This window comes from Kitasatospora sp. NPDC097643 (genome assembly GCF_040302625.1).
GTDB lineage: Bacteria > Actinomycetota > Actinomycetes > Streptomycetales > Streptomycetaceae > Kitasatospora.
Genome location: NZ_JBEOSA010000006.1, coordinates 163,474 through 189,918 on the forward strand (window position 1 = coordinate 163,474; position 26,445 = coordinate 189,918).

24 protein-coding genes are annotated in these 26,445 nt (G+C 75.1%); 9 read left to right on the forward strand and 15 right to left on the reverse strand.

The genetic code is table 11. The annotated features are described in order from the left end of the window. Positions 1 to 132 precede the first annotated feature (132 nt). The 4 genes from ABTY15_RS06680 (at position 133) to ABTY15_RS06695 (ending at position 4,963) form a co-directional block, all read left to right on the forward strand. Positions 133 to 1,296, forward strand: coding sequence for an acyl-CoA dehydrogenase family protein (locus tag ABTY15_RS06680; RefSeq protein WP_350577222.1), 1,164 nt, complete (start codon positions 133 to 135; stop codon positions 1,294 to 1,296). A gap of 68 nt (positions 1,297 to 1,364) precedes the next feature. Further along, positions 1,365 to 2,567, forward strand: coding sequence for a thiolase family protein (locus ABTY15_RS06685; protein ID WP_350577097.1), 1,203 nt, complete (start codon positions 1,365 to 1,367; stop codon positions 2,565 to 2,567). A 23-nt stretch (positions 2,568 to 2,590) separates the two neighbouring features. Further along, positions 2,591 to 3,373: a 3-oxoacyl-ACP reductase FabG gene (gene fabG, locus ABTY15_RS06690; protein WP_350577225.1), complete on the forward strand. Its 783-nt coding sequence runs from the start codon at positions 2,591 to 2,593 to the stop codon at positions 3,371 to 3,373. A 219-nt stretch (positions 3,374 to 3,592) separates the two neighbouring features. Further along, the gene (locus ABTY15_RS06695) at positions 3,593 to 4,963 is read left to right on the forward strand and encodes a S53 family peptidase (RefSeq protein WP_502893433.1); all 1,371 of its coding nucleotides are present in this window, start codon (positions 3,593 to 3,595) and stop codon (positions 4,961 to 4,963) included. A gap of 130 nt (positions 4,964 to 5,093) precedes the next feature. Here ABTY15_RS06695 and ABTY15_RS06700 read toward each other — a convergent pair whose 3' ends face one another. Next, on the reverse strand, positions 5,094 to 7,322 hold the full coding sequence (locus tag ABTY15_RS06700) for a hypothetical protein (protein WP_350577100.1): 2,229 nt from the start codon (positions 7,320 to 7,322) through the stop codon (positions 5,094 to 5,096). Positions 7,323 to 7,482: 160 nt separating this feature from the next. On the opposite strand from ABTY15_RS06700, the gene ABTY15_RS06705 reads away from it, so the two are divergent. The 3 genes from ABTY15_RS06705 to ABTY15_RS06715 all read left to right on the forward strand — a co-directional run bounded on the left by ABTY15_RS06705 (position 7,483) and on the right by ABTY15_RS06715 (position 10,010). Further along, positions 7,483 to 8,007 (forward strand): HAD domain-containing protein, encoded by a 525-nt coding sequence (locus tag ABTY15_RS06705; protein ID WP_350577103.1) that lies wholly within the window; start codon positions 7,483 to 7,485, stop codon positions 8,005 to 8,007. 148 nt (positions 8,008 to 8,155) lie between these two features. After that, positions 8,156 to 9,151 carry a GlxA family transcriptional regulator gene (locus ABTY15_RS06710; RefSeq protein WP_350577106.1) on the forward strand — a complete coding sequence of 332 codons (996 nt, stop codon included), beginning with the start codon at positions 8,156 to 8,158 and terminating at the stop codon, positions 9,149 to 9,151. A gap of 103 nt (positions 9,152 to 9,254) precedes the next feature. Continuing rightward, positions 9,255 to 10,010 carry an MBL fold metallo-hydrolase gene (locus ABTY15_RS06715; protein ID WP_350577108.1) on the forward strand — a complete coding sequence of 252 codons (756 nt, stop codon included), beginning with the start codon at positions 9,255 to 9,257 and terminating at the stop codon, positions 10,008 to 10,010. Here ABTY15_RS06715 and kilB read toward each other — a convergent pair. The 14 genes from kilB to ABTY15_RS06785 form a co-directional block, all read right to left on the reverse strand. Further along, a complete protein-coding gene (gene kilB, locus ABTY15_RS06720) occupies positions 9,982 to 10,455 on the reverse strand; it encodes a plasmid transfer protein KilB (RefSeq protein WP_350577111.1) in 474 nt (157 codons plus the stop codon). The genes ABTY15_RS06715 and kilB overlap by 29 nt on opposite strands. Before the next feature lie 125 nt (positions 10,456 to 10,580). Further along, a complete protein-coding gene (locus tag ABTY15_RS06725; protein WP_350577114.1) occupies positions 10,581 to 14,663 on the reverse strand; it encodes a BTAD domain-containing putative transcriptional regulator in 4,083 nt (1,360 codons plus the stop codon). Then, positions 14,663 to 15,046: a hypothetical protein gene (locus tag ABTY15_RS06730; RefSeq protein WP_350577117.1), complete on the reverse strand. Its 384-nt coding sequence runs from the start codon at positions 15,044 to 15,046 to the stop codon at positions 14,663 to 14,665. The genes ABTY15_RS06725 and ABTY15_RS06730 overlap by 1 nt, the downstream gene beginning before the upstream one ends. Before the next feature lie 283 nt (positions 15,047 to 15,329). After that, positions 15,330 to 15,734: a TadE/TadG family type IV pilus assembly protein gene (locus tag ABTY15_RS06735; protein WP_350577125.1), complete on the reverse strand. Its 405-nt coding sequence runs from the start codon at positions 15,732 to 15,734 to the stop codon at positions 15,330 to 15,332. Positions 15,735 to 15,865: 131 nt separating this feature from the next. After that, positions 15,866 to 16,243, reverse strand: coding sequence for a TadE/TadG family type IV pilus assembly protein (locus tag ABTY15_RS06740; RefSeq protein ID WP_350577128.1), 378 nt, complete (start codon positions 16,241 to 16,243; stop codon positions 15,866 to 15,868). A 35-nt stretch (positions 16,244 to 16,278) separates the two neighbouring features. After that, positions 16,279 to 16,563 carry a hypothetical protein gene (locus ABTY15_RS06745; protein WP_350577130.1) on the reverse strand — a complete coding sequence of 95 codons (285 nt, stop codon included), beginning with the start codon at positions 16,561 to 16,563 and terminating at the stop codon, positions 16,279 to 16,281. A 77-nt stretch (positions 16,564 to 16,640) separates the two neighbouring features. Continuing rightward, on the reverse strand, positions 16,641 to 17,519 hold the full coding sequence (locus tag ABTY15_RS06750; RefSeq protein ID WP_350577133.1) for a hypothetical protein: 879 nt from the start codon (positions 17,517 to 17,519) through the stop codon (positions 16,641 to 16,643). Next, the gene (locus ABTY15_RS06755) at positions 17,516 to 18,478 is read right to left on the reverse strand and encodes a type II secretion system F family protein (protein WP_350577136.1); all 963 of its coding nucleotides are present in this window, start codon (positions 18,476 to 18,478) and stop codon (positions 17,516 to 17,518) included. The genes ABTY15_RS06750 and ABTY15_RS06755 overlap by 4 nt, the downstream gene beginning before the upstream one ends. After that, positions 18,478 to 20,094, reverse strand: coding sequence for a TadA family conjugal transfer-associated ATPase (locus ABTY15_RS06760; protein ID WP_350577142.1), 1,617 nt, complete (start codon positions 20,092 to 20,094; stop codon positions 18,478 to 18,480). Before ABTY15_RS06760 ends, ABTY15_RS06755 begins: the two co-directional genes overlap by 1 nt. After that, complete coding sequence (locus ABTY15_RS06765) at positions 20,084 to 21,568, reverse strand: CpaE-like family protein (RefSeq protein ID WP_350577144.1); 1,485 nt, start codon at positions 21,566 to 21,568, stop codon at positions 20,084 to 20,086. The genes ABTY15_RS06760 and ABTY15_RS06765 overlap by 11 nt, the downstream gene beginning before the upstream one ends. Then, positions 21,568 to 22,482, reverse strand: coding sequence for an SAF domain-containing protein (locus ABTY15_RS06770; RefSeq protein ID WP_350577147.1), 915 nt, complete (start codon positions 22,480 to 22,482; stop codon positions 21,568 to 21,570). The genes ABTY15_RS06765 and ABTY15_RS06770 overlap by 1 nt, the downstream gene beginning before the upstream one ends. Positions 22,483 to 22,585: 103 nt before the next feature. Further along, complete coding sequence (locus ABTY15_RS06775; protein ID WP_350577149.1) at positions 22,586 to 23,473, reverse strand: hypothetical protein; 888 nt, start codon at positions 23,471 to 23,473, stop codon at positions 22,586 to 22,588. 41 nt (positions 23,474 to 23,514) lie between these two features. Beyond that, positions 23,515 to 24,138, reverse strand: coding sequence for a hypothetical protein (locus ABTY15_RS06780; protein WP_350577151.1), 624 nt, complete (start codon positions 24,136 to 24,138; stop codon positions 23,515 to 23,517). A gap of 137 nt (positions 24,139 to 24,275) precedes the next feature. Next, complete coding sequence (locus ABTY15_RS06785) at positions 24,276 to 25,130, reverse strand: hypothetical protein (RefSeq protein ID WP_350577154.1); 855 nt, start codon at positions 25,128 to 25,130, stop codon at positions 24,276 to 24,278. Positions 25,131 to 25,338: 208 nt separating this feature from the next. On the opposite strand from ABTY15_RS06785, the gene ABTY15_RS06790 reads away from it, so the two are divergent. Further along, entirely contained in the window at positions 25,339 to 25,767 is a 429-nt protein-coding gene (locus ABTY15_RS06790; RefSeq protein ID WP_350577157.1) for a pyridoxamine 5'-phosphate oxidase family protein, read from the forward strand. 86 nt (positions 25,768 to 25,853) lie between these two features. Beyond that, positions 25,854 to 26,306, forward strand: coding sequence for a MaoC family dehydratase (locus tag ABTY15_RS06795; RefSeq protein WP_350577160.1), 453 nt, complete (start codon positions 25,854 to 25,856; stop codon positions 26,304 to 26,306). Positions 26,307 to 26,445 lie beyond the last annotated feature (139 nt).

Consider the following 26,445-nt stretch of genomic DNA (forward strand, 5'->3'; position numbering starts at 1 on the left):
GTTCCTCCGGTCGGGTGGGACGGGGACCGATTCTGGCAGGCGGCCCCGGCGCCCCTTCCCAGCGCGGGCCGGTCGGGGCTACAGTCCCCCCGTAAAAACTTGCAGCGCTAGTTTAACGGGATGGTCGTCACCATGAACCTGGAGCTGTCCGAGGAGCAGAGCGCCGTCCGGGACCTCGCGGCCGACTTCACCGACCGCGAGATCGTGCCGCACGCCGCCGCGTGGGACCGCGCCGAGTCCGTCGACCGCACGATCATCGGCAAACTCGGCAAGATCGGCTTCCTCGGCCTCACCATCCCCGAGGAGTACGGCGGCAGCGGCGGCGACCACCTCGCCTACTGCCTGGTGCTGGAGGAGCTCGGCCGCGGCGACTCGGCCGTGCGCGGCATCGTCTCGGTCTCGCTCGGCCTGGTCGCCAAGTCGATCAACGGCTACGGCACCGAGCAGCAGAAGCGGCACTGGCTCCCCCGGCTCACCTCCGGCGACGCGCTGGGCTGCTTCGCCCTCACCGAGCCCGGCACCGGCTCGGACGCCGCCAACCTCACCACCCGGGCGGTCCGCGACGGCGACCACTGGCTGATCAGCGGCGCCAAGACGTTCATCACCAACGGCACCTGGGCCGACGTCGCCCTGGTCTTCGCCCGCACCGGCGGCGACGACCCGGCGCTGGCCGGGCACAAGGGCATCACCGCCTTCCTCGTCCCCACCGACCTGCCCGGCTTCACCCGCACCGAGATCCACGGCAAGCTCGGCCTGCGCGGCCAGGCCACCGCCGAACTCGCCTTCGACGGCGTCCGGGTGCCCGACGAGGCCCGGCTCGGCGAGGTCGGCCAGGGGTTCCGGGTCGCGATGTCCGCGCTGGCCAAGGGCCGGATGTCGGTCGCGGCCGGCTGCGTCGGCATCGCCCGCGCCTGCCTGGAGGCCGCCGTCCGCTACGCCGGCGAGCGCGAACAGTTCGGCAAGCCGATCGCCTCGCACCAGCTCGTCCAGGAACTGCTGGCCGGCATCGCCGTCGACGTCGAGGCCGCCCGGCTGCTCACCTGGAAGGTCGCCGACCACATCGAACGCGGCCTGCCGTTCGCCACCGAGTCCTCCGTCGCCAAGCTCCACGCGAGCGAGGCCGCCGTCCGGGCCGCAAACAACGCGCTCCAGGTGTTCGGCGGCTACGGCTTCATCGACGAGTACCCGGTCGGCAAGTACCTGCGCGATGCGCGGGTGATGACCCTCTACGAGGGCACCAGCCAGATCCACCAACTGCTCATCGGGCGCGCCCTCACCGGGGTCAACGCCTTCTGACCTCCACCAAAAAACGCCCACCCTCCACCGATCACCCGATCACCAGATCACCCGATTAGGAGCACGACGTGCGTCCTGTCTACTTCGCCGCCGCCCGCCGCACACCCATCGGCCGGCTGCGCGGAGCGCTCGCCACGGTCCGCCCGGACGACCTCTCGGCCACCGTGCTGCGCGCCCTGCTCGCCGACGTACCCGCCCTCGACCCGGGCCGCATCGACGACGTCTACTGGGGCGCCGCCAACCAGGCCGGCGAGGACAACCGCAACGCCGCCCGGATGGCCGTCCTGCTGGCCGGCCTGCCGGACACCGTACCCGGCGCCACCGTCAACCGGCTCTGCGCCTCCGGCATGGAGGCCGTCACCCTCGCCGCCCGGGCCATCGGCTCCGGCGAGGCCGACGTGGTGCTGGCCGGCGGCTGCGAGTCGATGACCCGCGCCCCCTTCGTCCTCCCCCGCCCCGACGAGGCCCTGCCGCACCGGATCGAGACCTACGACACCCGGCTCGGCTGGCGCCTGACCAACCCGCGGATGGCCGAACTGCACGGCGTGCTCAGCATGGGCGAGACCGCCGAGGAGGTCGCGGGCCGGTACGGCATCACCCGGGAACGCCAGGACGCCTTCGCGCTGCGCAGCCACCAGCGGGCCGCCGCCGCCCGCAAGGACGGCCACTTCGACGCCGAGCTGACCCCGGTCGATCGCCCGGACGGCGTGACGGTGAGCCAGGACGAGGGCATCCGCGAGGACACCAGCCTGGAGAAGCTCGGCCGCCTCAAGCCCGCGTTCCGCCCCGGCGGCACCGTCACCGCCGGCAACGCCTCGCCGATGAACGACGGCGCGGCCGGGCTGGTCCTGGTCAGCGAAGAGGCGCTGCGTGACCTGGGCCTCACGCCGCTCGGCCGGTACGTGGCCGGCGCCTCCGCCGGGGTGCACCCGGACGTCATGGGCATCGGCCCGGTGCCGGCCACCGCGAAGGTGCTCGGCCGGGCCGGCTGGTCGCTCGCCGACCTGGACACCGCCGAGCTGAACGAGGCCTTCGCCGCGCAGGCGCTCGCCTCCGCCGACGGCATCGGCTTCAGCCCCGAGCAGGCCGACGAGCTGGTCAACCCCAGCGGCGGGGCGATCGCGCTCGGCCACCCGCTGGGCGGCTCCGGCGCCCGCATCCTCACCACCCTGCTGCACCGGATGCGCCGCACCGGCGCCCGGCGCGGGCTCGCCACCATGTGCGTGGGCGTCGGTCAGGGCACCGCCGTCCTCGTCGAGAACGTCTCCTGAAGGGGCTTGCAGTGACTGAACACATGACCGGACACGTGACCGAACGCGCGGGCAGGTTCGCGGGCAAGGTCGCCGTCGTCACCGGCGCGGCGCAGGGCATCGGCGCCGCCACCGCCCGTCGGCTCGCCGAGGAGGGCGCGGCGGTCGCCGTCGTCGACCTGACCGCCGAGCGGGCGGCCGGGACGGTCGCCGAGATCACCGGCAAGGGCGGCACCGCCCGGGCCTACGGCTGCGACGTGGCCGACTACGACGCCGTGGAGGCGGTGTTCGCACAGGTCGCCGGCGACTTCGGCGGGGTGCACATCCTGGTGAACAACGCCGGGATCACCCGCGACAACCTGTTCTTCAAGATGCCGAAGGCCGACTGGGACGCAGTGCTGACGGTCAACCTGACCAGCGCGTACAACTGCAGCCACGTGGCGCAGAAGTACATGGTGGCGCAGAAGTACGGCAAGATCGTCTCGCTCAGCTCGCGCTCCGCCCTCGGCAACCGGGGCCAGGCCAACTACGCCGCCGCCAAGGCCGGCATCCAGGGCCTCACCGCGACCCTGGCGATCGAGCTCGGGCCGTTCAACATCAACGTCAACGCCGTCGCCCCCGGGTACATCGCGACGGCGATGACCGCGGCCACCGCCGAACGGATCGGCAGCACGGCGCAGGACCAGCAGGAGGAGGTCGCCGCCCGGACCCCGCTGCGCCGGGTCGGACAGCCGGAGGAGATCGCGTCCGTGGTCGCCTTCCTGGCCAGCGAGGAGGCCTCCTACGTCAGCGGGCAGACGCTGTACGTCAACGGCGGGGCCCGCTGACACCTCGGTGAGATATTACTGACGTGTCATCACATGGCCGTCCCGGGTGCACGGTTACTTTCACCTGGGACGGCCTTTACCTTTTCGCGTGGCCGAGCATGACCATGGCACCGATACGACGACCCCACCAAATGACTATGGCATGATCATGCGGCTCTCGATGGGATGGCCGAACCGCCCCGACCGGACCAGGTCGGGCCCTGCGTCCCAAGGAGTCCCATGGGCAGCCCCGCTACCCTCCGCCGCGCCCTGGCTCTACTCGCCGTCGGGGCCACCGCCCTCACGGCCGGCACCGTCTCCGTACCGGCGGTCGGCGCCGCGAGCGCCGCCCCCGCGCACAACCTCGCGGGCGTCCACGTCCACCCCGCGTCCATGGGCCACCACAACGCGCAGGCCCGCGTCGCGCCGCTGACCACCAGCCAGTGCGTCAGCCAGATCGGCATCCACTGCTACTCGCCGGTGCAGTACCGCAACGCCTACAACCTGAACGCGCTGTACCAGGAGGGCGTCACCGGCAAGGGCCGCACGATCGTCATCGTCGACTCCTTCGGCTCGCCGACCATCCAGCACGACCTGGAGGTCTTCGACAAGCAGTGGGGCATCCCGGACACCCAGGTCGAGGTGGTCAAGTGGGGCAACGTCCCCGTCTTCGACCCCAAGAACCCCGACCACACCGGCTGGGCCGGCGAGACCACCCTGGACGTCGAGTACGCCCACGCGATCGCCCCCGACGCGCACATCATCCTGGTCGAGACCGGCGTCGCCGAGACCGAGGGCACCACCGGCCTGCCGGAGATGATGGACGCCGAGAAGGAGCTCATCAAGTCCGGCCGCGCGGACGTCATCTCGCAGAGCTTCGGCGCCACCGAGAACACCTTCCCGGGCTACGACAAGGGCGACTTCAAGTCCCTCACCGACCTGCGCTACGCGTTCAAGGCCGCCGCCGACCACAACGTCACCGTGCTCGCCTCCTCCGGCGACAACGGCGCCACCGACGCGCAGCTCAACGGGGAGGACCTGTACCCGTACAAGGTCAACTCCTGGCCGTCCACCGACCCGCTGGTCACCTCCATCGGCGGCACCCAGCTCACCCTGGACGACAGCGGCAAGCGCACCGCGCCCGACAAGGTGTGGAACGACAAGTCCGGCGCCGGCGGTGGCGGCATCTCCGGCATCTTCGAGCGGCCCTGGTACCAGGCCGGCGTCGCGGGTGCCACCGGCAACCACCGCGGCACGCCCGACATCAGCATGAGCGCGGCGGTCGACGGCGCGGCCTGGACGTACGAGTCCTACGACCCGACCGCCGTCGGCTGGCACCTCACCGGTGGCACCAGCGAGGCCGCCCCGATGTTCTCCGGCATCGTCGCCCTCGCCGACCAGCTCGCCGGCCACCGCCTCGGCCAGCTCAACTGGCGCCTCTACGGCCTCAACCTGCTCCCGAGCCAGTGGAGCGGCATCGTGGACGTCAAGGAGGGCGACAACTCCTGGAACGGCGTCACCGGCTACAAGGCCACCGAGGGCTACGACCTGGCCAGCGGCCTGGGCACCATCGACGCCAACAAGTTCGTCCACGCGCTCGCGGGGCGTTGAGCGTTACAGGTAGCAGATAACAGGTAACAACTGACAGCGGACAGATAACAGATTTCAGCATCTGTTATCTGTCCGCTGTCGTCTGTTATCTGTCGGCTGTTATCTGTCGGCTGTCAGTTGTTCGCGGGTCTCAGGAGCCCTCGGCCGGGGCGGCGGTGGCCGCGAGCTGGGCGAGGTAGCGCTCGGCGGCGCGGAGCTTGCGGTTGTCGCGGCCCGGGAGGTACGCCCGGAGCTCGATGATCTCCGGAGCGATGCGCAGCGCCTCCGCGCGGTCCGGGATCGAGCGCCAACAGGCCTCGGCGTTGGTGGCCGCCTGCTGGGTCTCCGGGTGGTCCGCGCCCTGCGAGCGCAGCAGCGTCAGCGCCACCTCGCGGTAGATGTCCGCCGCCTCGGCGGTCCGGCCGGCGAGGCGGCACACGTGCGCGCGGACCTGGCGCACCTGGAGGACCGGTTCGGACACGGCGCCGTGCTCGGCGATCGCCTCCAGTTCGAGGGCGAAGGCCAGGTCGGTGGCGGCGGCGTGGTCCCCGGCGTCGGCGCTGCGGACGATCCGGCCGATCACCTCGCGGTAGTCGGCGCGCGGCTGGCCGGAGGCCGACGCCTCGGCGGAGGCCTCCGCCGAGGCGGGGGCGGGGGCAGGGGCCTCGACCGGGGCGGGCGCCTCGGGCTCGGGCTCGGCCTCGGGCTCGGCTTCGGCTTCGGGCGTCGTATCCGCCGGGACGGCGTCGGCGGGCACCTCGGGCACCTCGGGCACCTCGTCCGCCGGGACGGCATCGGTCGGCACCTCGTCCGCCGGGACGGCGTCCTGCGGCTCCTCGGAGGCCTTCGAGCCGCCCTTGGCCAGGGTCACGCCGGCGGACGGTTCGGCGTCCTCGGGGACGGCGTCCGCCGGTGCGGGCTTGCGCAGCGTCACACCGGAGGGAGCCTCGCCGGACGGGACCGCGTCCGACGGGATGACCTCGGCCGGGACGATGTCCGACGGGACGACGTCCGACGCGACCTCGCCGGCCGGGGCCACGTCCGCCGGCACATCCTCGGCCGGGCCTTCGGGCCCGCCCTTGAGCAGGCTGACCGGGCGGGCCGGCGGGGGCGGGGTGGGCGGTACGCCGGGCTTGACCAGGTTCACCAGGCCGCCGGCAGTCGTGGCCGCCGCCACCGGAGCGGGCGTCGGCTCCGGCGCGGCCGGGGCCGGGGCAGCAGCCGGGGCCGGGGTCGCCAACGACCGTTCGGCAACGGCGCTCTGCGGCTCCGTCGGGCGCGGCACGAACGGTGCCGTCGGCGCGGGGAGCGCGGCCGGGACGGCGTCGCCCACCGGCCCGTCGGCGCGGCGGGCGGTGTTGCGGAAGACCGGGCGGTCCGGGGCGTGCGTGGCGAGGATGATCACGTCCGGGCGCAGCACCGAATACACCTGCTGGCGCAGCTGTTCGGGCGCGAGGACGTCGCCGGCACCCGGACGGCCGCCGTGCAGGGCCTCGATCAGGGCGCGGGTGAAGGTGCCGATCTGCTCCGGGTCCGGGCTGACGACGGCCCAGAGCGGGATGCCCTCGCTGAGCGGCGAGACGGTGCCCTGGAGGTACGGCCAGGCGTTCTGGTCGGCGCTCAGGTCGGCGATGACGAGGGTCTGCCAGTCGGCCGGGCGGTGGCCCAGCTCGGCGGCGATGGCCTGCCAGGGCAGGCCGTCCTGCTTGGCGTCGCGCAGGGTCAGCTGGAGTTGGCCGCCGCGCTTGTCGGCGACGACGTGCCCGCCCAGGTGGACCAGGAGCGGCCCGGGGTGGCGGGCGGCCGCGCGCAGGTGGGCGAGGACGGTCTGCGGGTCGCTGGCGCCCGGGAGGTGGACGGCGTCGACCGCGTCGGCGGCGAGCAGCACCTGCGGGGAGACGGCGGCGAGCATCGCGGACAGCACGGCCGCCTGGGCGGGCCCGCCACGGCCCCAGGTGCGGCGGCCGGAGTTGCCGTAGCCGCCTTCGACGACCAGGATCCGCCCGCGCGGCGCCGTCCCGAGCCCGCCCGTACCGGGGGCGGCACCACCGGCACCCGGCACCGGGAACGGCAGCGGCGTGGCCGAGGAGGAGGACGCGGCCGGGGCTGGTGCGCCCGCCGCGGGCATGCCGGTGAGGGTCCATCCGGTCGGCGGCATCGGCAGCGGAGCCGCCGCAGGAGCCGACGGCGGGACGGGCGGCGGCGCGGGTGCCGCGACCGCCGCCGCGACCGGCGGTGCGGGCGGCGGGTCGTACAGGGCGGCGGGCCCGGGCGGGTGCTCCTCGGCCGGGCCGCGCGGCGGCAGCGGCGGTACGGCGTCCCAGGGCCCCGCGTCCGCTGCCGGGTCGGGGCCTGCCGGGACAGCCGTCGTCTCCGCCATCTTCTGGTCACCGCCCCGCCCCGCCGCTGAGCGGCGTCTGATGCCCTTGCTGCGTGGTGACTGCCACCACTCCCGTTCGCGCCACCCTACGAGATCCCGGCGCACCCGAGCCAGGCCGGGTCGCCGATCGGCGCTCCGCCCGGCCCGCTATCGTGCCGTCATGACGGGCACCGGACTTCCCCTGTTGTTCCTCGACGTCGACGGACCGCTCATCCCCTTCGGCGCACCTCCGCCGGGCGGCTACCCCGTCCACCACAGCCCGTACCGCACCGCGCCCGCCCCGGACGCCAGCCCGCTGCTCACCCGGGTCGACCCCCTCCTCGGGCGGCGGCTGCTGAGCCTGCCCTGCGAGCTGGTGTGGGCGACCACCTGGCTGTCCGACGCCAACGACCTCCTCGCGCCCTGGCTCGGCCTGCCCCAACTACCGGTCGTGGACTGGCCGGTGGACGACCCGGCGGTGGCCGACCCGGCGGTGGCCGACGGCGTGCACTGGAAGACCCCGACGCTGCTCGCCCGGGCCGCCGGCCGGCCGTTCGTCTGGGTGGACGACGAGATCGGCCCCGCCGACCACCGCTGGGTCACGGCCCGCTCCCCCGCCCCCGTCCTCCTCCACCGCGTCGACCCCCAACACGGCCTCGTCGATGCCGACTTCGCCACCCTGGACACCTGGCTGAGCACCGTCTGAGCTCCTGGCCGATCGCCCGCCCGAGCTCCGGCCGAGCTCCGAGCGCCGCACGCCGCACGCCGCACGCCGCACACCGCGCGCACCGATGGCCGGATCCGCCACAACCTCGTCATTGCGGCCATCCGAGCAGCCGCGTGATGATCAGCGCATGCCCGCACCGCACAGAGTCGTCATCGCCGCCTTCCCCGGCGTGGAACTGATGGACGTCACCGGCCCGGCCGAGGTGTTCTCGGTCGCCTCCCGGGTCCTCGGTGCCGACCGGCCCGGCTACCGGGTGCGGCTCGCGACCGTCGACGGCGGCGAGCTGCCGACGGCCGGCGGGCTCCGGCTGGTGTCCGACCTGACCCTCGACGAGGTGGACGACCGGTTCGACACCCTGCTCGTGGCGGGTGCGATCGAGTTCGTCGACGGTGCGGTGGAGCCGGTGGTCGACGCCCGGGTGACCGCCTGGCTGCGCGCGGCGGCGCCGCGGGCCGCCCGGACCGGTTCGATCTGCGCCGGCGCCCATCTGCTGGCCGCGGCCGGGCTGCTCGACGGCAGGCGCGCCACGACCCACTGGCTGACCGCCGCCCGGCTGGCGGCCGAACACCCCCGGGTCACCGTCGACCCGGATCCGATCTTCATCCGGTCCGGCCGGGTGTGGACCTGCGCCGGTGTCACCTCGGGGCTGGACCTGGCGCTCGCGATGGTCGCCGAGGACCACGGCCGGGAGGTGGCCCTCGCCACCGCCCGGATGATGGTCATGTACGTCAAACGCTCCGGCGGGCAGAGCCAGTTCAGCGTGCCGCTCTCCGTCCAGACCCAGGTCCAGGCCCGGACCCCCGCGGACGACCGGATCGACGACATTTGCCGGTGGATCGCGGACCACCTCGCCGACGACCTCTCGGCCGAAGTCCTGGCCGAGCGACTGCACTTGAGCGTCCGGCACTTCTCCCGCCTGTTCCGGCGGCACACCGACACCACACCGGCCGCCTACGTGGAGGCCGCCCGTGTGGAGGCCGCCCGGCGACTGCTGGAGGAGAGCGACTGCGGCCTGTCGGAGATCGCCGCGGCCAGCGGCCTGGGCTCGGTGGAGACCCTGCACCGCTCCTTCCAGCGCAGGCTGCGGACCACCCCCGCCGAGTACCGCCGCCGCTTCCGGTAACCACCGCGCCCCACCCGCCAATTGCGCACCGTCCGCCCACCGCCGCCCGGCGGATCTCAGGCGTGCCCGCACCCGCGGCCGCCACGACACCCAGGAGTACGCCATGTCCGCCACCAAGGTCGTCCCGATTCCCGTACTGGGCCGGCACGCCGTCAACGCCTACCTGCTGCTGGGCCGACGGCCGGTGATCGTCGACGCCGGGACGCCCGGCAGCGGCCGGCGGATCCTCGACCGGATCGCCGGGCACGGGGTGGACCCGGCCGACGTCTCGCTGATCGTCGTCACCCACGGCCACATCGACCACTTCGGCTCCGCCGCCGAACTGCACCGCCTCACCGGCGCGCCCGTCGCCGGCCACGTCGCCGACCTCGGACCGTACCGCTCCGGCCGGGTCCGCGAGCCGTACCTACCGACCGGTCCGATGGGCCGCGCCATGGCCCGCCGCAGGGAACTCCACGTCCAGGCCGAACCGTTCGAACCCGGCGTGCTGATCAGCGCCGAAACGAGCCTGGAGGACTTCGGCGTCGCCGGGCGCATCATGCCCACCCCCGGACACACCGCCGGCTCCGTCTCCGTCCTCACCGACGCGGGCGACCTGGTCGCCGGTGACCTGGTCGCCAACTCCTTCATGGGCCTCATCCCCGGAAGGCCCGCCAACCCGCCCTTCCACGACGACCCGGTCCGCAACCTCGCCAGCCTCCGGGCGATGCTGGCGCTCGACCCCACCGCCCTGCACGTCGGCCACGGCACCCCGCTGGAGCCCGACCGGGTACGGCGCTGGGCGCAGCGGGAAGACCGCCGCCTGGCCCGGCGCGAGGCCGCCGGCCGCCTCACCGTCCGGGCGGCGGACCAGCCCTGAGCGACGCCGCGGCCGCCGCGATGAACGCCGCGACCGCCGCCTCGAACTCGGCCTCCCGCGCCCTGAGTTCGGCCAGGTCGACCGCGTCGCGCAGCGCGCCGACACAGGCGAACGCGGCGTCGGCGAGCGGCTCGGGCCGGCCGGAGACCAGTTGCAGCCGGAACCGCGCCGTCTCGGCCACGGCGCCCAGCCGGTCGGCCTCGGCGAGCGCCAGGTCGAACGCGGCCGGATCCGACCGCCGCAGCCACCCCGTGACGACCGCGCGCTTGAGCTCGGTCACGGCCGCGGCGAACCCGCTGTACGCGGCCAGGCGTTCCTGGCGCAGCAGTTCCTCGCGCGCCACCGCCTCGGTCCGCGCGGCGGCCCGCTGCTGGAAAAGGTGGGTGCTGAAGGACCCCAGCAGCGTGCCGAGGACGGCGATCAGGCTCCCGAGCACGGCGCTCATCGTCCTCCCGGACCTCCGCTCCACGACTGACGGTCGGCCACCCCGACCGGGTGGCATCGGCGGATGCCACCCGGTCGGGGCCGGGCCCTCCTGGCAACGCAACGCGACGCGACGGGCCGGGCCGGTCAGGAGCCCGCGAGGAGGTCGCGGAGCAGGGCCACGGTGTCGGCGTCCAGGTCGCGGCCGGTGCGGCGGCTGAGGGCGTCGAGCCGGTTGACGGCGCGCAGCAGCTGGTCCCGGGCGCCGGCCGAGGCGTAGGCGTAGAACAGGTCGCGGTGCAGGAGTTCGACGTCCGGGGCGACGGCCAGGCCGCGGAAGACGGCGGCCTCGGCGCTGCGGTGGTCGCCGTACTGGAGCCGGCGGGCGGCCAGTTCGTGGGCGGTGTCGACGATCGCCGCGATCATGTCCTGGCGTTCGGCCTCGGCCCAGCCGTAGGAGGCGGGTGGGGCCTCGGCGAACGGTGCGCCCCGGACCAGGGCGAGCGCGTGGGCGAGGGCGGCGTCGGCGGTGGCGCTGGTGCTGCGCATGCCGCGCCGGTAGAGGCTGCGGAACTCGTCCCAGTCGCAGGTGACGGCCGGGGCGAAGGCGTAGCCCTCGGTGGTGTCGGTGGCGAGGAGGGCGCGGCCCTCGGGCGAGGTGCCGAACCAGGCGGCCAGGTCGGCGAGTTTGCCCGGGAGCGGGCTCTTGGCGTCGGCGGCGGTGGGGTGCGGGTCGAGGTGGGCTGCGCCGGGGTGCAGGTCGTGGTCGAGGGCGTGCTGGTCGGCGCCGGGGCGCAGCGCGAGGTAGACGGCGAGTTCGGTGAGCCGGGTCAGTGCGCCGGGTTCGGCGGTGCCGAGGGTGCCGGCCACGTCGACCGGGCCGAGCAGGCGGATCCGGGGGGCGTTGCGGGTGGCGTGTGCCTCCGGGGAGCGGAGGATGGCGAGCAGGTCCTCGCTGTCGCTGCGGCCGGGGGTGGTCCGGGCGACCGGGGCCACCGGGGCGACAGCGGCGGGCCCGGGAACGGGCGCGGGCGCGGGCGCCGACTCGGACTCGGGCACCGGCACGGGATCGGGCGTCGGGGCCGGGCGGGCGGGGACGCGCGGGTCGGTGCCGGTGGGCGCGGGCGGCGCGCTCTGGTGGGTCGGGGCCGGCTCGACGGGCGGTTGCGGCACGACGGGCTGGACCGGGCGGACCACACCGGGCACGACCAGGCCGGTGGGCGCGGCACCCGTGGCCGGGTCCTGCGGACCGGCGACCGGATCGGCGACGGGGTCGGCGGCGGCGTCGACCACGTCGTCCACGTGGGCGTCCACGGAAGCACTCGCAGAGGCCTCCGCAGCGGCGTCCACGGAGGCGTCCACCAGCTCGTCGGCGGCGGTCTCGCCCTCCGTCGGGTCCGCCGCGCCCGGCCGCCGCAGGTCCCGGGTCGTCTCGTCGGCGGCCGCGGCCTGCCGGCCCTGGCCGTTGACGGCGTGTCGCCCGCTCCCGGTCGACGGGATCGGGGCCGGTGTTGGCATCACCGTCGGAATCAGGGCAGCAGCCGGGCCGGGCACCGGAGTCACCGGGTCGGTGCCGGCGAACGGGCTGACGCCGGTGCCGATGACCCGGGCGAGCAGCCGGGGCCCCGCGGCGGCGTCCGTACCGCCCTCGCCGCCGGCCGCGGCGGTCCCGCCCGCGGCCGCGGGCGCGCCGACGGTGGCCAGGACCGGGACGGCGGCGGGCAGTTCGTCCGTGTCGGCGTCCGGGTCGAGGCCGGGACCGTCCAGGGTCCAGGCGGGCGCCGGGTGCTGGGTGGTGTCCTCGGCGGCCCGGAGGAGTTCGGCGACCTGCTCGTACTGGTGGTCGCTGAGCCGCTGGAGTTCGACGGTGAGGTGCAGGCCGGGGATGGTGGCCTGGCCGGTGGTCGGCAGGGTCCAGCGGGCGACCGGGCCGGTGCCGCGCTCGGGGGCCCGGGTGACCACGGCGACGCAGGTGCGCGGGCGGGCGTCGAGCAGCCGGCCGAGTTCGGCGGGCAGGCCGCCGCCGGGCTGCTGGGCGCAGAGCACGATCTCGGGCGTCCAGGACTCGTCGGCCTGGCCGCGGCTGCGGGCGTCGCGCGGGCTGGCGGCCTCGGCGGCGACCAGGGTGGCGCGGGCCTTGGCGGTGCGCGGGCCGAGCGCCGCGAGCGCGGCCTCCAGGGTGGGGTGGCGGTGCACGCGTTCGGCGGCCGGGCCGCTGATCGGCACCTCCTCGGCGAGGTCGACCAGGTGCAGGTGGAGACGGTCGGCGAGCGGGCTGTGGGCGAGTTCGACGGCGAGGGTGCGCAGGATGTCGCGGGCGTCGTCGGGGTGCCCGGAGAGGTGCAGCAGCCGGACGGCTTCGAGGTCGGCGAGGACGACCGAGCCGTCGGGCGAGGTGCCGAGGGTGACCAGGGCGGGGTAGGGCGCGGCGGTCTTGCGGGCCTGGGCGGCGGAGAGCAGGTCGCCGGAGTCGGCGCCGCACCACCAGACGTTGGCGGCGTGCGCGGCGCGGAACGGCGCGATCGGGGTGGCCGGGCCGGACAGGTGCAGTTCGATGGTGCGGCCGGGGGTGATCCGGGCGGCGACGATGGCGGGCAGGCGCTTGCCGCCGCGCACGGTGTTGCGGGCCATGGTGCGCAGGGCGCGGTCGAGCAGGTCGAGGCCGGCGTCGTCCTGGCGGGCCCGGAGCTCGTTCTCGAAGGCGGCGGCCTCCGCGGCGGGCATGGTGATGCGGTGCCGGGGGCGGCGGGCGCGCAGCTGGGTGCCGCGCTTGTGGGCGACGGTGCCGATCATGATGGCGGCGAGCAGCACGCCGACGGTGGAGGCGGCGAGGGCGACGGTGTAGTCGTCGTCGGGCGCGGGTTCGGCGTGCGCGGCGGGGGCGGGGGCATGCGCGGGCGCGTGGGTGGGCGCCGGGGTGGCGGGGGCCGGTGCGGCCTGGGTCGGTGCGGCCTGGGTGGGCGCGGGGGCCGGGGTGGCGGGGGTCTGCTGCGCAGGTACCGGAGCCGGCGTGGGAGCCGGAGCCGGGGTGGGCGCAGGTGCAGGAGCGGGCGCGGGTGCCGGTGTCGCCCCCGGCACGGTGAGCACCATCCCCGGCACCACCACGTCCGGGTCGGTCAGCCGTTCCCCGTCCGGCGCCTGCACGCCCTTGTTCGCCTCGAAGAGCTTCGGCCACGCCTCGGCGTCGCCCAACTCCCGCTCCGCGATGACGGAGAGGCTGTCGCCCGGCTTGACGGTCACCGTCCCCGAACCGTGCGCCGAGCCGTTGCCCGAGTCGTGCGCGCCGCCCCCGTCCACCCCGGACTGCGGCGCCTGCGAGGGCGCCGGAGCCTGAGCCGGGGCCGGGGCCGGGGCCGAAGCGGAACCCCCGCCGTTCGCACCCGACTTGGCCTCGTCCGGCTTGGCGTCCGCCGGCATCAGCAGTTCCCAGCCGGGCTGGATGGGCCGTTCGGCGTCGAAGCGGGTGCCCAAATCGTCCATCACCCGCCCGTCGTTGAGCTTGGCGATCTCCACCCACCGTTCACCCGAACCGAGTTGACGCTCGGCGATGGACCAGAGGCTGTCCGCGGGGCGGCTGTCGCGCACGGTGTAGCCGGGGTGCTGTTCGGCGGCGGGTGTCAGGGCGGGCGCGGCCTGCGCGGCGGGCAGCGCGGCCCGCTGCACCCCGGCGGTCAACTGGGCCGGGGCGGTGGCGGTCTGGGCCCGATCGGGGACGGCCGCGAAGGCCGACCCGGCTACCGGCAGCAGCGCCAGCACCGAACCGACCAGACCGGCCGCGAGCTTCTGGCTCCAGCCGAAGGCGGGGATCCGGCGGGCGATCCGGCCGCGCAGCTGGGCGGGGATCTCCAGCAGGACGGAGAACGCGAAGCACGCCCAGGCGAGCCAGCCGACCACCACCAGCAGCCACAGGAACAGCCGCCCGTCGTCCGGGGCGGTGAGCGCCTCGCCGACGCCGTCGGGCGCGACGTCGCCCATCGCGGCGACCGCCCGGGTGCCGTAGAGCAGCAGGGCGGGCAGGCCCAGCACCAGGGCGAGCAGGGTGACCAGCGCGGCGAGCGCGGTGATCAGGGCGACGCCGCGGCCGCGCCCACGCGGCGGCCGGGGCACCGGGGCGGCGGTCCCGCCGGTCCTGCCGGTCCTGCCGGTGGCCCGGTGGCCGGCGCGGCCATCGGCGGTTCGAGCCCGGCCCTTGGCGGTTCGGGCCTGGTCCTTGGCACGTGGCGCGGCCATCAGTCGGTCTCCGCTTCCTCGACTCCGTGGACGAGGGTCGCACTGCCCTTGCCCGTTACCTTCCGTTCCCCGAGGGCGCCCAGCAGCACGGGCCGGTAGTCGGCCCGCACGGTGACGATGACGACCTTGCGGTCCTCCGAGAACTCGACGTCGTCGGCCTGGAGGTGGTACAGGCCGAGGTAGGCGTCGGCGGCCTGTTTGACGTACTCCTTCTGGACCTTGAAGCCCTTCCCCTGGAGGAGGACGGCCCGGTCGAGCTCCTGGCCGCCGACCCGGGCGGCCTCCTGGGCGTAGGCGTCGGTGCGTTCGGCGACCCGCAGTCGGCCGCCGGCGTCGATCACGAGGGCGATGACGAGGACGACGTAGGCCGCGCAGATCGCCACGAACAGCGCGACGGCGCCCCGGTCGGACCGCCGCCGGGCAGGCCCGCGGGCAGGCCATCGGGCAGATCGCCGGGCAAGCCGCCGAGCGGGCCACCGGCCGGGCCCCCGCATGGTCATCGCCCTTCCCCCTTCCGCACCGCCTGCTCCCCACCGGCCCCCACCGGGCACCGTCCGGCTCCGCCCCGTCATCCCCCGTGCGCTCTCCGCTTGCGTCTCCCCCGCCCGGGCCGTCCCCAATCCCCCGGGCCGGCCGGCTCCTCGCCCCTGCACCGCGCGCACGCCGTCAGGTCCCCCGGTAACGGTCCACCACCGAGGTGAACTCGCCGACGAGGCGCTTGGTCACGGGGATCCCGGACGGTCCGCCGATCAGGTCCGCGAGTTCGACCTCGCACACCACCGTCGCCCGGACGGTGTCGACCTGTTCGCCGGGCCGGATCTCCAGGGTGCCCCGCACGACCTGGATGTCCTGGTTCCGGCAGGACACCCCCTGCTGGCGCAGCGTGGTCTCGGCGGTTTCCACGGCCGAGGCCTTCACCTCGGTGAAGCTGCGCCCGATCGAGGCCGTCCGGGCGGCGGCGCGGGCGGCGGCCTCCACCGTGCCGGCCGTGGTCTGCACCCGTCCGGCGGCCACCGCCACCAGGATCAGCCCGACCACGGGCGGTACGACGATGGCCGCCTCGATCGCCACCCCGCCGACGTCCCGCCGACGGACCGGCCACCACGCGGGGCGGCGCCCGAACCGACTCCCCCGGCTTCCCAGGCTCCCCCGCTCCTTTCCGAGGCTCCCCCGGTCCGCCCGAGCCCCCCGGTCGGCCCGCCTCACGGCCGCACCGCCACCGGCGGGACGAACCGCTCGCGCGGCGCCTCGGCGAACTGCCGGATGGCGGGCGCCGACAGCCCGGGGATCAGCAGCGGCGGCCTGACCTCCACGGTGACCCGGATCAGCTCCGGCGTGCTGCCGTCCGTGCGCACCTCGTAGGAGCCGACGCCCTGCCGGCCCAGGAAGTCCTCGGCCTGCCGCTTCGCCGCCGTGTTCTTCGCCTCGTCCGCCACGTTCCCCTGGACCCGCCCGGCGTCGACGCCCTCGCGCGCGGCGGTCAGGGCGAGCTGCCGCCCGTACCACCACAGCGAGGCCTGGACGACGAGCAGCAGGAGCAGCAGGACGACCGGGAAGACGATGGCGAGGCTCACGCTCATCGACCCCCGGTCGCCCCGGCGGCGAGGTCGGTACGTCACTTGGTGGCGCCGCCCGCGCCGCCCGGCAGGTTCGGGTCCTGCTGGACCTTGGTCACGACCTTGTCCTTCAGCAGGTACAGGGCGGTCGCGACGGCACCCGCGACGAAGACCAACGCGATGATGGCGAGGGCGAGTTCGATGCTGATGGCGCCCCGGTCACCGCGGGCGCGGGCGGCCCGCAGCCGGCCGAGCCGGAGGGTGAACAGCAGCATCGCGAACTGGACGGGTAGCAGGGCGGGCCTGATCAGCCTGCCGGCCAGGTGGGCGAGTCGGACGGTCATCGGGTCTCCCGGGGGATGTGGTGTGGTGTCAGCTGCTCGGTGGCGGAACTCGCCGGCGGAACTCGCCGGCGTGCGGGTCAGTTGAGCATCTGGTGGAGCGCGGGGAAGACGATCAGGACGGTCATCAGCAGGGTCAGGGCGGCCCCGGGCGCGACCATCCGCTCGCTGTCGGCGTTGGCGCGGGCCAGGTCCTCGGCGAGGAGTTCGCCGCGCAGGCCCTTGGCCCGCGCCCGGAGCGTGTCGTACACGGCGGCGCCGTCGGTGCCGGACAGCCGCATGATGTCGGCCACGTCCTGGAGCGGGCTGAGCCCCAACTCGGCGGCCAGCGCGTCGAGTCCGGCCCAGGGTGGGAGCCGGTCGGTGGCGGCGCGGTCGAGCGCGTCGCGGATGCGCCGGAACACCGTGCCGCGCCCGACCGAGGCGGCGCGGCGCAGCGCCTCGGCGGGGCCGCAGTCGGCGGCGCGTTCCAGCGCGACGAGTTCCAGGTAGGCGGCGACGCCGTGCAGGTACTCGGTGCGCGCCTCCTTGGCCTCGCCGCGGACGATGGCGTCGGGGACGAACCAGAGCAGCCCGGCCAGCAGCGGCCCGGCGACCAGGGGCAGCGCGAAGGGCAGGCCGGTGTCCATCAGCACGGCCATCGCGCCCAGGTAGGCGGGCAGCACCAGGCCGATCACCGCGAACAGCAGCTTGTGCACCATGAACCGGGCCGGGGTGCGGCCGATCAGGGCGAGTTCGCGGCGCGGGATGGACACCCCACGCAGGCCCAGCGAGCGTTCGCCGATCCGGTCGTACCAGGGCGCCCGCTGGTCCGGGTCCTCGATCCGGTCGGCGGGGGCGCGGTGCAGCCGGTCCAGGGCCTGGCGCAAGTCGGGTGGCGCGGGCCGGAGTTCGGCGATCAGCAGGGCGAGGCCGCCGGCCGCGACGGCGCCGGCCAGCACGGACCAGGGGGAGATCACCGAACCTCCCCGAGCAGTTCACCGGGCTCGTCCTCGCGCACCGGCACCCGGCGCCCGCCGCGGCTGCGCCGGTCGGGCGTCAGCAGCCGGGGCACCGGCGGGTGGGCGGCGAGGGCGCGCATCCAGGCGATGATCGCGACGAACAGCGCGGCCACCACGGCGAGCACGATCTGGCCGAGCAGCGTGCCGTACGGCCGGGTGTACTCGGTGTTGAACGAGCCGACGGTGACGACCAGCAGGATGATGCCGACCAGCCAGCGGATGGTGGTGCGGTGCTTGGCCCGGTCGGCCTCGATGGCGCGGCGCTGGCGGACCTCCTCGCGCACCGAGTCGGCCATGTCGGACAGCGCCCGGGCCAGGCCGGGACCGCTGTCCCCGGCCCGCAGGACGAGCGCGGCGAGGACCTTGTCGGCGGTGGCGTCGGCGATGCTGTCGGCGAACGCCCGCAGCGCCTCCTCGGGCCGCCAGCGGGCCTGTAGGCGGGCGGCGAGTTCGCCGATCTCCTCCTCCAGGGCGGCGGGGGCGGTGCGGCGGCTGGTGACGATGGCCTGGTTGAGGCCGACGCCGAGCAGCAGCACGTCGGCGATGCGCTGGGTCCACTCGGAGAGCGCTTCCAGGCGTTCGATCCGGTGGGTGTCGGGGCGGGTGGCGTCGAACAGCCACGGCAGGCCGAAGACGGCCAGCGGCACCAGCAGCGCGGTCAGCGGGATGCCGGTGAACAGCCAGGCCAGCGGCGCGCCGATGAGCGCGAGCGGCAGCTGGATCCGGCGCAGCCGCAAGATCCGGGCGGGGGCCGCGCCGGGGGCGCCGTACCAGAGCACGTGGGCGCGCCCGGCGAGCGGGTTGTCCGGCTCCTCGGCGGTCTCGTCCTCGTCGGGGAGTTCGCTGCCCCGGGCCCAGGCCACCAGGGCGACCAGGCCGCCCGCGACCGCCAGCCCGCACAGGGCGTACAGCAGCATCACCGCGCGCCACCGCCGATCCGCAGCTGGAGCGGGGTGGCCCAACTCCCGTACCGGGAGCCGAGCAGGGAGGCGTCGAAGCCGGCCCGGCGCAGGTCGTCCAGGCACTGCGGCGGGGTGTGCGGGACGGCCCGGGGCTCGCCGATCTCCAGCCGGGGGCCGAACACGGTGTTGAGCGCGGGCCGGCCGCTCTCTCCGAGGCCGGTGACCTCCAGGACGTGGGAGACGAACCGGTGGCGGCGGCCGCCGACGGCGGTCTCGTCGACCATGGTGACGTGCACGATGAGGTCCAGGGCGTTGGCGGTGAGGCGGTAGGCGAGCGAGTCGGTCATGTGCGAGCCGTACTCCAGGCAGAGTTCGGCGATGCGGTCGACGACCATCTGCGGGCCGCGGGCGTGCAGGGTGCACATCGAGCCGCCCTCGCCGTTGGTCATGACCCGCAGCATCGGGACGACCTCGCCGGAGCGGACCTCGCCGACGATGATCCGGGAGAGGGTCATCCGCAGCGCGGCCGGGATGAGGTCGCCGATCGTCAACTCGCCGGCCAGGCGGCCCTCGACGCGTTCGCCGTTGCCCTCGCGGGCCTCCATCGGGACGACCTGGCGCAGGTGGCCGAGGGTGTGCAGCCAGAGTTCGAACTCCGACTCCAGGGTGCCGATCCGCTCGTCCGGCGGGATCTCGGCCGCCATCGCGCGCAGCAGGCTGGTCTTGCCGACGCCCTGCGTACCGGTGATCATCACGTTCTTCCGAGCCCGGATGGCGGCGGCCAGGAAGGCGGCCAAGGTGCTGTCCAGGGTGCCGAGTTCGACCATCTCGGGGAGCGTCGCGGAGGCCACCCGGTGACGTCGGATCGCCACGTACGGGCGGGGTGTCACCTCGGTGAGCGCCTGGAGGCGCATGCCGCCCTCCAGGCGCAGGGCCAGGGTCGGGCTGGCGGTGGAGAGGCTGCGTTCGCCGCCGCCGTGCTGGCGGGCCAGGTCCTGGAGGAGCTCGACGAGTTCGGCGTCGCTGTCGGCCACCGGCGGGACCTGGCGCAGGGGTTGGTGCACCCGGGAGACCCAGACGTCGTCGCAGCCGTTGATCAGGATGTTCTCGATCTCCGGGTCGTCCAGGTAGGGCTGGAGGCGTCCGGCCCGGAACAGCAGGTCGAAGACGGCCTCGGCGAGGGCGCGGTCCTGCTCGCGGGTGGGCGGGATGCCGTGGGTCTGCGCGTAGGCGTCGGACCAGCGGGCGACCGCCTCCTCGATCAGCGCCCGGCCGCGCTGGCGGCGGGTGGCGCGGTCCGGTTCGGCGCCGGAGGCGGCGGTCAACCGGGTGATCTGCTGGTGCAGTTCGGCCGCGACCTGGCGCTTGAGCTCGCGGGCCACCTGCGGGTCGACGGCGGGCCGGGTGGCGGCGCCGCGCAGGTCGAGCGAGGGCAGCTGGGAGGGGACGGCGGTGGGCGTGGCGGCGCCGCCCGGGTGCGGGTGGGCGTGCACGTTCGGCGCGGGCCGACCCGTCTGGTCGGGGGCGGGCTGCGGGGCCACCGGGCCCGGCTGGTAGGCCTGGGCCGGGCTGGCCCAGGGCAGGGCGGCCGGGTCGGCCGTCGGGTGCTGGTGCAGGGGGCTACCGCGCACGGAGCACCTCCCCGGGGTTGTACGGACGGCCGTTCTGCGGCTCCTGGTCGGGTGTCCCGGCGGGCTGCCGGCCGTCGTCCGCCGGCTGCTGCGGGTCCGGGGCCTGCGGTCCCGGGTGCGGGGTCTGCTGGGCCGGGTAGGCGTACTGCTGTCCCGCGGACGGCGGTTGCAGGACGTACCCGGGCTCCTGCCCGTGCCCGCCCTGCGGTCCGTACGGCTGCTGCGGCGCCTGGACGTGCGCCGGGAACGGCGCGGGCGCGGCCGGCTGCGGGGCCAGCCCGGCGAGCGGGGCCACCGGGCCGGTGGTGATCACCGGCGCGACCGGCTGCGGCGGGGTGTACGACAGCGGCTCGCCCTCGCTCCCGCCGCCGTACGCCGACTGGGCGGCCTGCGCCCCGTAGGAGGTCTGGGCCGCGTGATTCGCCTGCGCCGCGTAGGACGTCTGGGCCGCGTAGGACGTCTGAGCCGCCTGGGCCGCGTGGCCCGGGTGACCCGCGTGGGCCGCCGCCGGGGTCGGCCCGGCGGCAGCGGGCGGCACCGGCGAGCCGGGCGACGCGTGCGAGGTGTGCGAAGCGTGCGACACGGACGAGGCCGCCGAGGCCGCCGAGGCGGGCGACACCGGCCCGGCCGGCGACGGCCCCGCGGGCAGCGGCGCGGCGGTCCGGCCCGGCGCCGCCGCGGCGTTCGGCGCCAGCCGCTGCCGCCGCCGACGGACCGCCAGCTGCACCTCGTCCGCCGCCGAACGCGCCGTCCGCATCAGCTCCGAGCGGATGAAGCGCCGGTCGGTGGTGTCCCCGCCGTCGGAGAGCACCCGGGCGGTGCGCACGGCGTGCGGCAGCAGCCCGAGCACCGGCAGGCCGAACTCGCGGGACACCTCCGCCCCCGAGTACGGCCCCTCGGCGACCAGCAGCAGGCCGAGCGCGTCCGCCCCGGTCCCGGCGGTGGCCAGGTCCTCGGCGAGCGCGGCGAGCCGGGGCCGGGCGGAGCTCAGCCCGCGCAGCGTGGTGCGGACGGTCACCGCGACCAGGTCGGCCCGGCGGGCCAGCACGGCGCTCATGCCGGTGGCGCCGGAGCGGCCGAGGTCGACGATGACGTCGTAGCCCTGCTGTTCGAGGCCGTGCAGCAGTTCGACGAGCGGTTCCCAGGTGTAGGCGAGGCCCGGGGCCTGGGTGGGGTCGGTGAGCCCGGGCAGCAGGAGCCGCTCGGCGGTGCCCTCGGGCGACAGGTCGATCAGCTGCTCCCAGATGGTCTGGGCGAGCAGTCCGCGCCGGTCGGCGACGGCCAGGTTGCGCAGCCCGTACACGGCCTCGACGCGGCCCTCCAGGGCGCCCGCGAGCACCGCGCCGCCGTCCGGGTCGGCCTCGACCAGGAGGATCCGCCGGCCGGGCGGCAGCGGCCAGGCCAGCAGCAGCGCCAGCGCCGAGGTGGTGGCGCCGGGCGCGCCGGGGCCGCCGACCACCGCGATCACCGCCATCAGGCACCACCCGCCCCGGGGGCTGCCCCGGACGGCGCCGCGGTGCCGGTGGCGGCGCCGGACGGTGCCCCGGTGGCCGCCCCGGAGGGCACCGCGGACGGCGTCCCGGACGGCCCTGCCGTGGGCGCGGCCGCGCCGGCGGCGCGCGGTGCCAGCAGCACCTGGATCCGGGCGCTGGCCACCCAGCCCGCCAGCCGGGGCCCGTCCGCCGCGCCGACGGCCACGTCGATCACCTGGCTGCCGTCGGTGTCCACCCGGCCGACCGTGATGACCGTGGCGGCCATCGACTCGGCCTTGGCGTTGTCGGGGGTGTAGACCACGACGATCTGCAGTCCGGGCGCCAGCCGGGTGGCCGGGAGCTGGGTGCGCTTGGCGGAGACGCCGACCATGATCTGCCCGGGCTGGACGGTCAGGGTCTGCGCGAGGTCGGTCCTGGTGAGCATCGCGCCGCGCTTGAGGTCGGTGGCGGCGCGCATGCCGACCGCGCCCGCCCGGTCCTTGGCCGACACCGGCCGCAGCGCCGGGTCGGTGGCGATCCGGGCCACCACCAGGTCGTCCTCGGTGATCACCTGCCCCCACGGGACGTCCCGGGCGAGCGCCAGCACGGCGACCCGCTGGCCGGTGCTGTTGTAGAGGACGGCGCCGCCGAGCCCGCCCGCGGCGATCAGCGCCACGGCCATCGCCAGCACGGCCGGGCGGCGCCGCCGGGCCCGCAGGTTCCGGCCTGGGGTGTGCGGGGCGGCCCCGCCCTCGCCCGCGCCCGCCGCCTTGGCGCCGGCCTTGCCACCGCCCTTGCCGCGCCGGCCGGGGCCCCGGCCCTGCGACTGGCCGGCCCCCTGCTCGGGGACGGCCACGGACACCGCCGCGCCCGCGGGTGTGCCGGTTCCCGGCGTCGCGAATGTACGGTTCTCCACCGGGTTCCGCCCTTCCCTCGTCCTCGTTACGGGTTGTCCTGGTTGCGGGTGGTCAGTCGTCGGTCGTCGGGCCACCGGCCCGACCGCCGCCGCTGGGTGACGGTCAGTTGAGCACCTGGACCTCGGCGACCCGGAGCGAGAAGGTGGCGGCCCGCCCCATCTCGATGTCGAAGGTCTTGGCGTTCGGCCCGGTGACGACGACCTCGCCGACCCAGTGCGCCGTCACCGTGCCGTCGAAGACGCCGGACTTCCGCTTCCCCGAGCCGATGGCGAACTCGTAGCCGCAGTCCGGGGACTTGCCGTCGCGGTACTTCTCCTCGTACGGCGTGCCGACGCCGGCGCAGTTGACCGGAGTGAGGTCCTTGTCGAAATCCCAGGTGACGCCGCGCAGTTTGGGCGTGACGGTGACCGAGGCGCCGGGGACGCCGAGGCTCTTCGGCGCGGGCGCCGTCATGCCCTCCACCCAGAGCCAGACCGGGGTGTGCACCACGGCCGTGCCCTTGGGCGCGACACCGGCCACCGGGTCCGGGAACACCATCTGGTCGGCGAGGCGCCGGCCCTCGTCCGCCAGGTCGATCGGGGCCGGCTTGGCCGGTGCCTGGTTCAGGAAGACGATCTTGGCGCCGTCCTGGGTGCCGTCGTCCTGTAGGCAGACCTTGGTGTAGAGCGCGCCCTCCGAGGCCTTGTGCCCCTGCCACTCCTCGGCCCCCTCGGCCGGCGGATTGTCCATCGGGCGGAAGTAGCAGCCGCCGCTGAACCAGCCCAACTCCGGGTCGTGGCAGGCGTACACCTTGTCGTGGTACATGCACAGCTCGACGCCGCCGCCCCCACCGCCGCCACCGCCGGTCGGCGTGGGTCCGGGAACGGGCTTCTTCCCCCCGGTATTGGCGTCCTGGCAGATGATGTTGGGGGCACATTGCTTGGCACCCGCGTCCGGTGGTTCGTCCGCCGTCGCCGACACCGCCGAGGAGAACAGCAACCCGGCGGACAACGGTGCGAGGATTGCGAATCGCCGGGCCGGTTTCCGCGTGTTCAGCATGTCCGGTCCACCTCCCGCTTGAAGTCATGGATCAGCCAACGTGCTTGGAACCAGCGCAGGGAGGCGGTCGCGACGTACCGGTTCAACCGCCCGGCCGGATCTTTCGGCGTCCGGGTGACCGCGTCGACGCGATGCCAGTCCGTCAGGTCGACGCAGTCCTCGATCACGGCGGTGTGCGGATCGGCTTTCAGGTCAATGGCCTTGACCACGGCCGAATTCCGCGGGGTGCCGGTCATCACCAGTTTCCCGTCGTGGAGTTGCCGCAGGCTGACGAGGCTGTCGGTAAGGGCCTGCCCGGAGGAGTACGGTTCCAGATCGCGGCCGTCCGAATCCGTGCGCCCGAACAGCTCGGCCTGGGCGTTCCACCAGTCCTGATAGGTCTTCAACGCCAGTCGGCCGAGGGCGCCTTCCGGCCCTTCGGTCGGCGCGTTCGTGGCGTTTACCGAACCACTCGAAGGAGTTACCGGGTTCACGCCCGCAACAGTGGGCGCACCCGTCCCGAGACGATCGACGGAACCGTCGGCACCACCGCTCGCACAAGCGCCCAGCAGCAACGCCAGAACCATCCCACCGGCCCCAACCGCCCCAGGGCGCAACACATTTCCGAGCTGCCGCATCGCCCCACCTCGTCGCGACCGAGCCGATCCGTGATCACTGGCCGCCAGAAGAATTCCGCCGTCCCGCCGGTGTTTCCGCTGGGCATCGATTCTTCGCCAACCCACCCCATCACGGCAACACCTCAGGCCCCCTGACCTTACGCGGAAGGAGGTTCCGTCGGGGCGTTTTCGCGCCACAGAACGGCCAACAGTTCCTCGGAAAGCGACAATCCGGCCAATGCGCCCCGAACCGCGGCCCGATTGCGCATCAACAGGCGCCCGCCCTGCGGCGGAACGAGCAGGCGCGCGCCCGGCGCACCCGAACTACCGGGCCCGTCGCCGCCGTCCAACAACGCGGCCACCGCGGGTTGCAGGTCGAGCGGCGCGACGGCGGCCGGCGCACCCGGGACGCCCTGGCGCAGCACGGTGGTGAGGGCGTGACTGAACGAGCCCTCGCCGCCCGGCAGTACGGCGTCCCGGCCGCGTCTGCCCGGGGCGTACCGGCCGATCCGGCCCCAGAGCGGGACGCGCGAGTAGCTCAGCAGTTCGCCCGCGCCCTCCTCGCCGCCGCCGCGTTCGATCGCCGCCCAGGTGTCCCGGTCGGCGACCGCGTCGACCAGCAGCAGCGCCTCCTCCTGGTCGCCGTGCACCATCGCGCTGACCACCCAGTCCCAGGCCAGGCCGCGCCGGTAGGCGTTGTCGGCGGTGCTGCCGCCGGTCACCAGGGCCAGCCGCCGCCCGCGCGGATCGGCCGTCAACTGGCCGACCAGGCAGACCACCAGCCAGCGGCCCGGGTGCTGGGCGGCCTCCCGGACGGCGGTGAGCATCGCGTTGGCGTCCGCGCCCGGTTCCACCGTGGTGACCCGACAGCCGGCCGAACCGGTGTCGAAGCACATCCCGGGCAGCACCTCGGCCAGCAGCCGGGCCCCGCCCGCCGCCAGCGCCGAACCGCCGAAGCCCCGATCGGGTCCGCCGTCGGCCCCGATCACCACCAGATCGACCCCACCCGCCATCCCCACGCCCCCTCACTCGCCGCCCCGGCACACCCGGGTCCGCCCACCGCAGTACCGGCCGTCGGCCGCTCCGGCCTCCCAGGGCGCGTACCGAACCGCCGCCGGGCAGGCTATCGCCCCGGGCCGCCGCCGTCGGGGCTCCCGGCCCGCCCGCTCCGGGACCATGGGCCCTATCGGTCCGCGCGCCGACCGGAGGACGATCGGACGCATGGAGCTTGACGAGCGTGCGGAGACCCTGAGCGAGGCCGAGTGCCTGCGGTTGCTCAGCACCGTGCCCGTCGGGCGCGTGGTGTACACCGAGCACGCGCTGCCCGCGGTCCTGCCGGTCTCCTTCGAGGTCCTGGACGGGCGGTTGGTGCTCGCCGTGCGCCGGGGAAGTGCCACCGCGCGCGGGCTTGACGGCACGGTGGTGGCCTTCCAGGCGGACCTGCTGGACCCGGTCACCCGCACCGGCTGGAGCGTGCTGGTGCACGGGCGGGCCGACGTGGTGCGCGACCCCGAGCAGGTGCGCCGGGCGCTGCGGTCCGGCCTGCGGCCGTGGGTGGGCGATCCGGAGCCGCTGTTCGTCGCGCTGGTGCCGGAGCTGGTGAGCGGCCGCCGACTGCTCCCGGCCGGTCGCGGGGCGTTGCGGTCCTGAGGCGGAGCCCCGCTCCCTCCTGACAGATACCTGCGGGTAGGCATACCCTGCCGACGTCCTGATCACCGCCCCCCAGGAGCGCACCCGTGACGAGCTTCGCCTCCCTCGCCGAACTGACCGCCGCCATCGGCACCGAGCTGGGCACCAGCGCGTGGCACACCATCGAGCAGCGGCAGATAGACCTGTTCGCCGAGGCGACCGGCGACCACCAGTGGATCCACGTCGACCCGGAGCGGGCCAAGGAGAGCCAGTTCGGCTCGACCATCGCGCACGGCTACCTGACCCAGTCGATGATCCCGGTGCTGGCGAAGGAGTGCTACAGCGTCGAGGGCGTACGGATGGCGCTGAACTACGGCTCGGAGAAGGTGCGTTTCCCGGCGCCGGTGCCGGTGGGCACGGCGATCCGGGCCACCGCGGAGCTGGTCTCGGCGACCGAGGTGCCGGGCGGGGTCCAGGCGGTGGTGCGGTTCACGATCACCAGCGCGGAGAGCGCGAAGCCGCACTGCGTCGCCGAGACGATCACCCGCTTCTACGTGTAACGGCCGTACCGGCGGGAGGCGCGGGGGCCGCACCAGCGGTAGGTGCGGGGGCCGCACCGGCTGTACTCCCGTGGGCACACCGCGTGGCCGGGTACGCCGGATGGCCCGCCGTGGGCTCTCCACCAGGTCCGGACGGCCC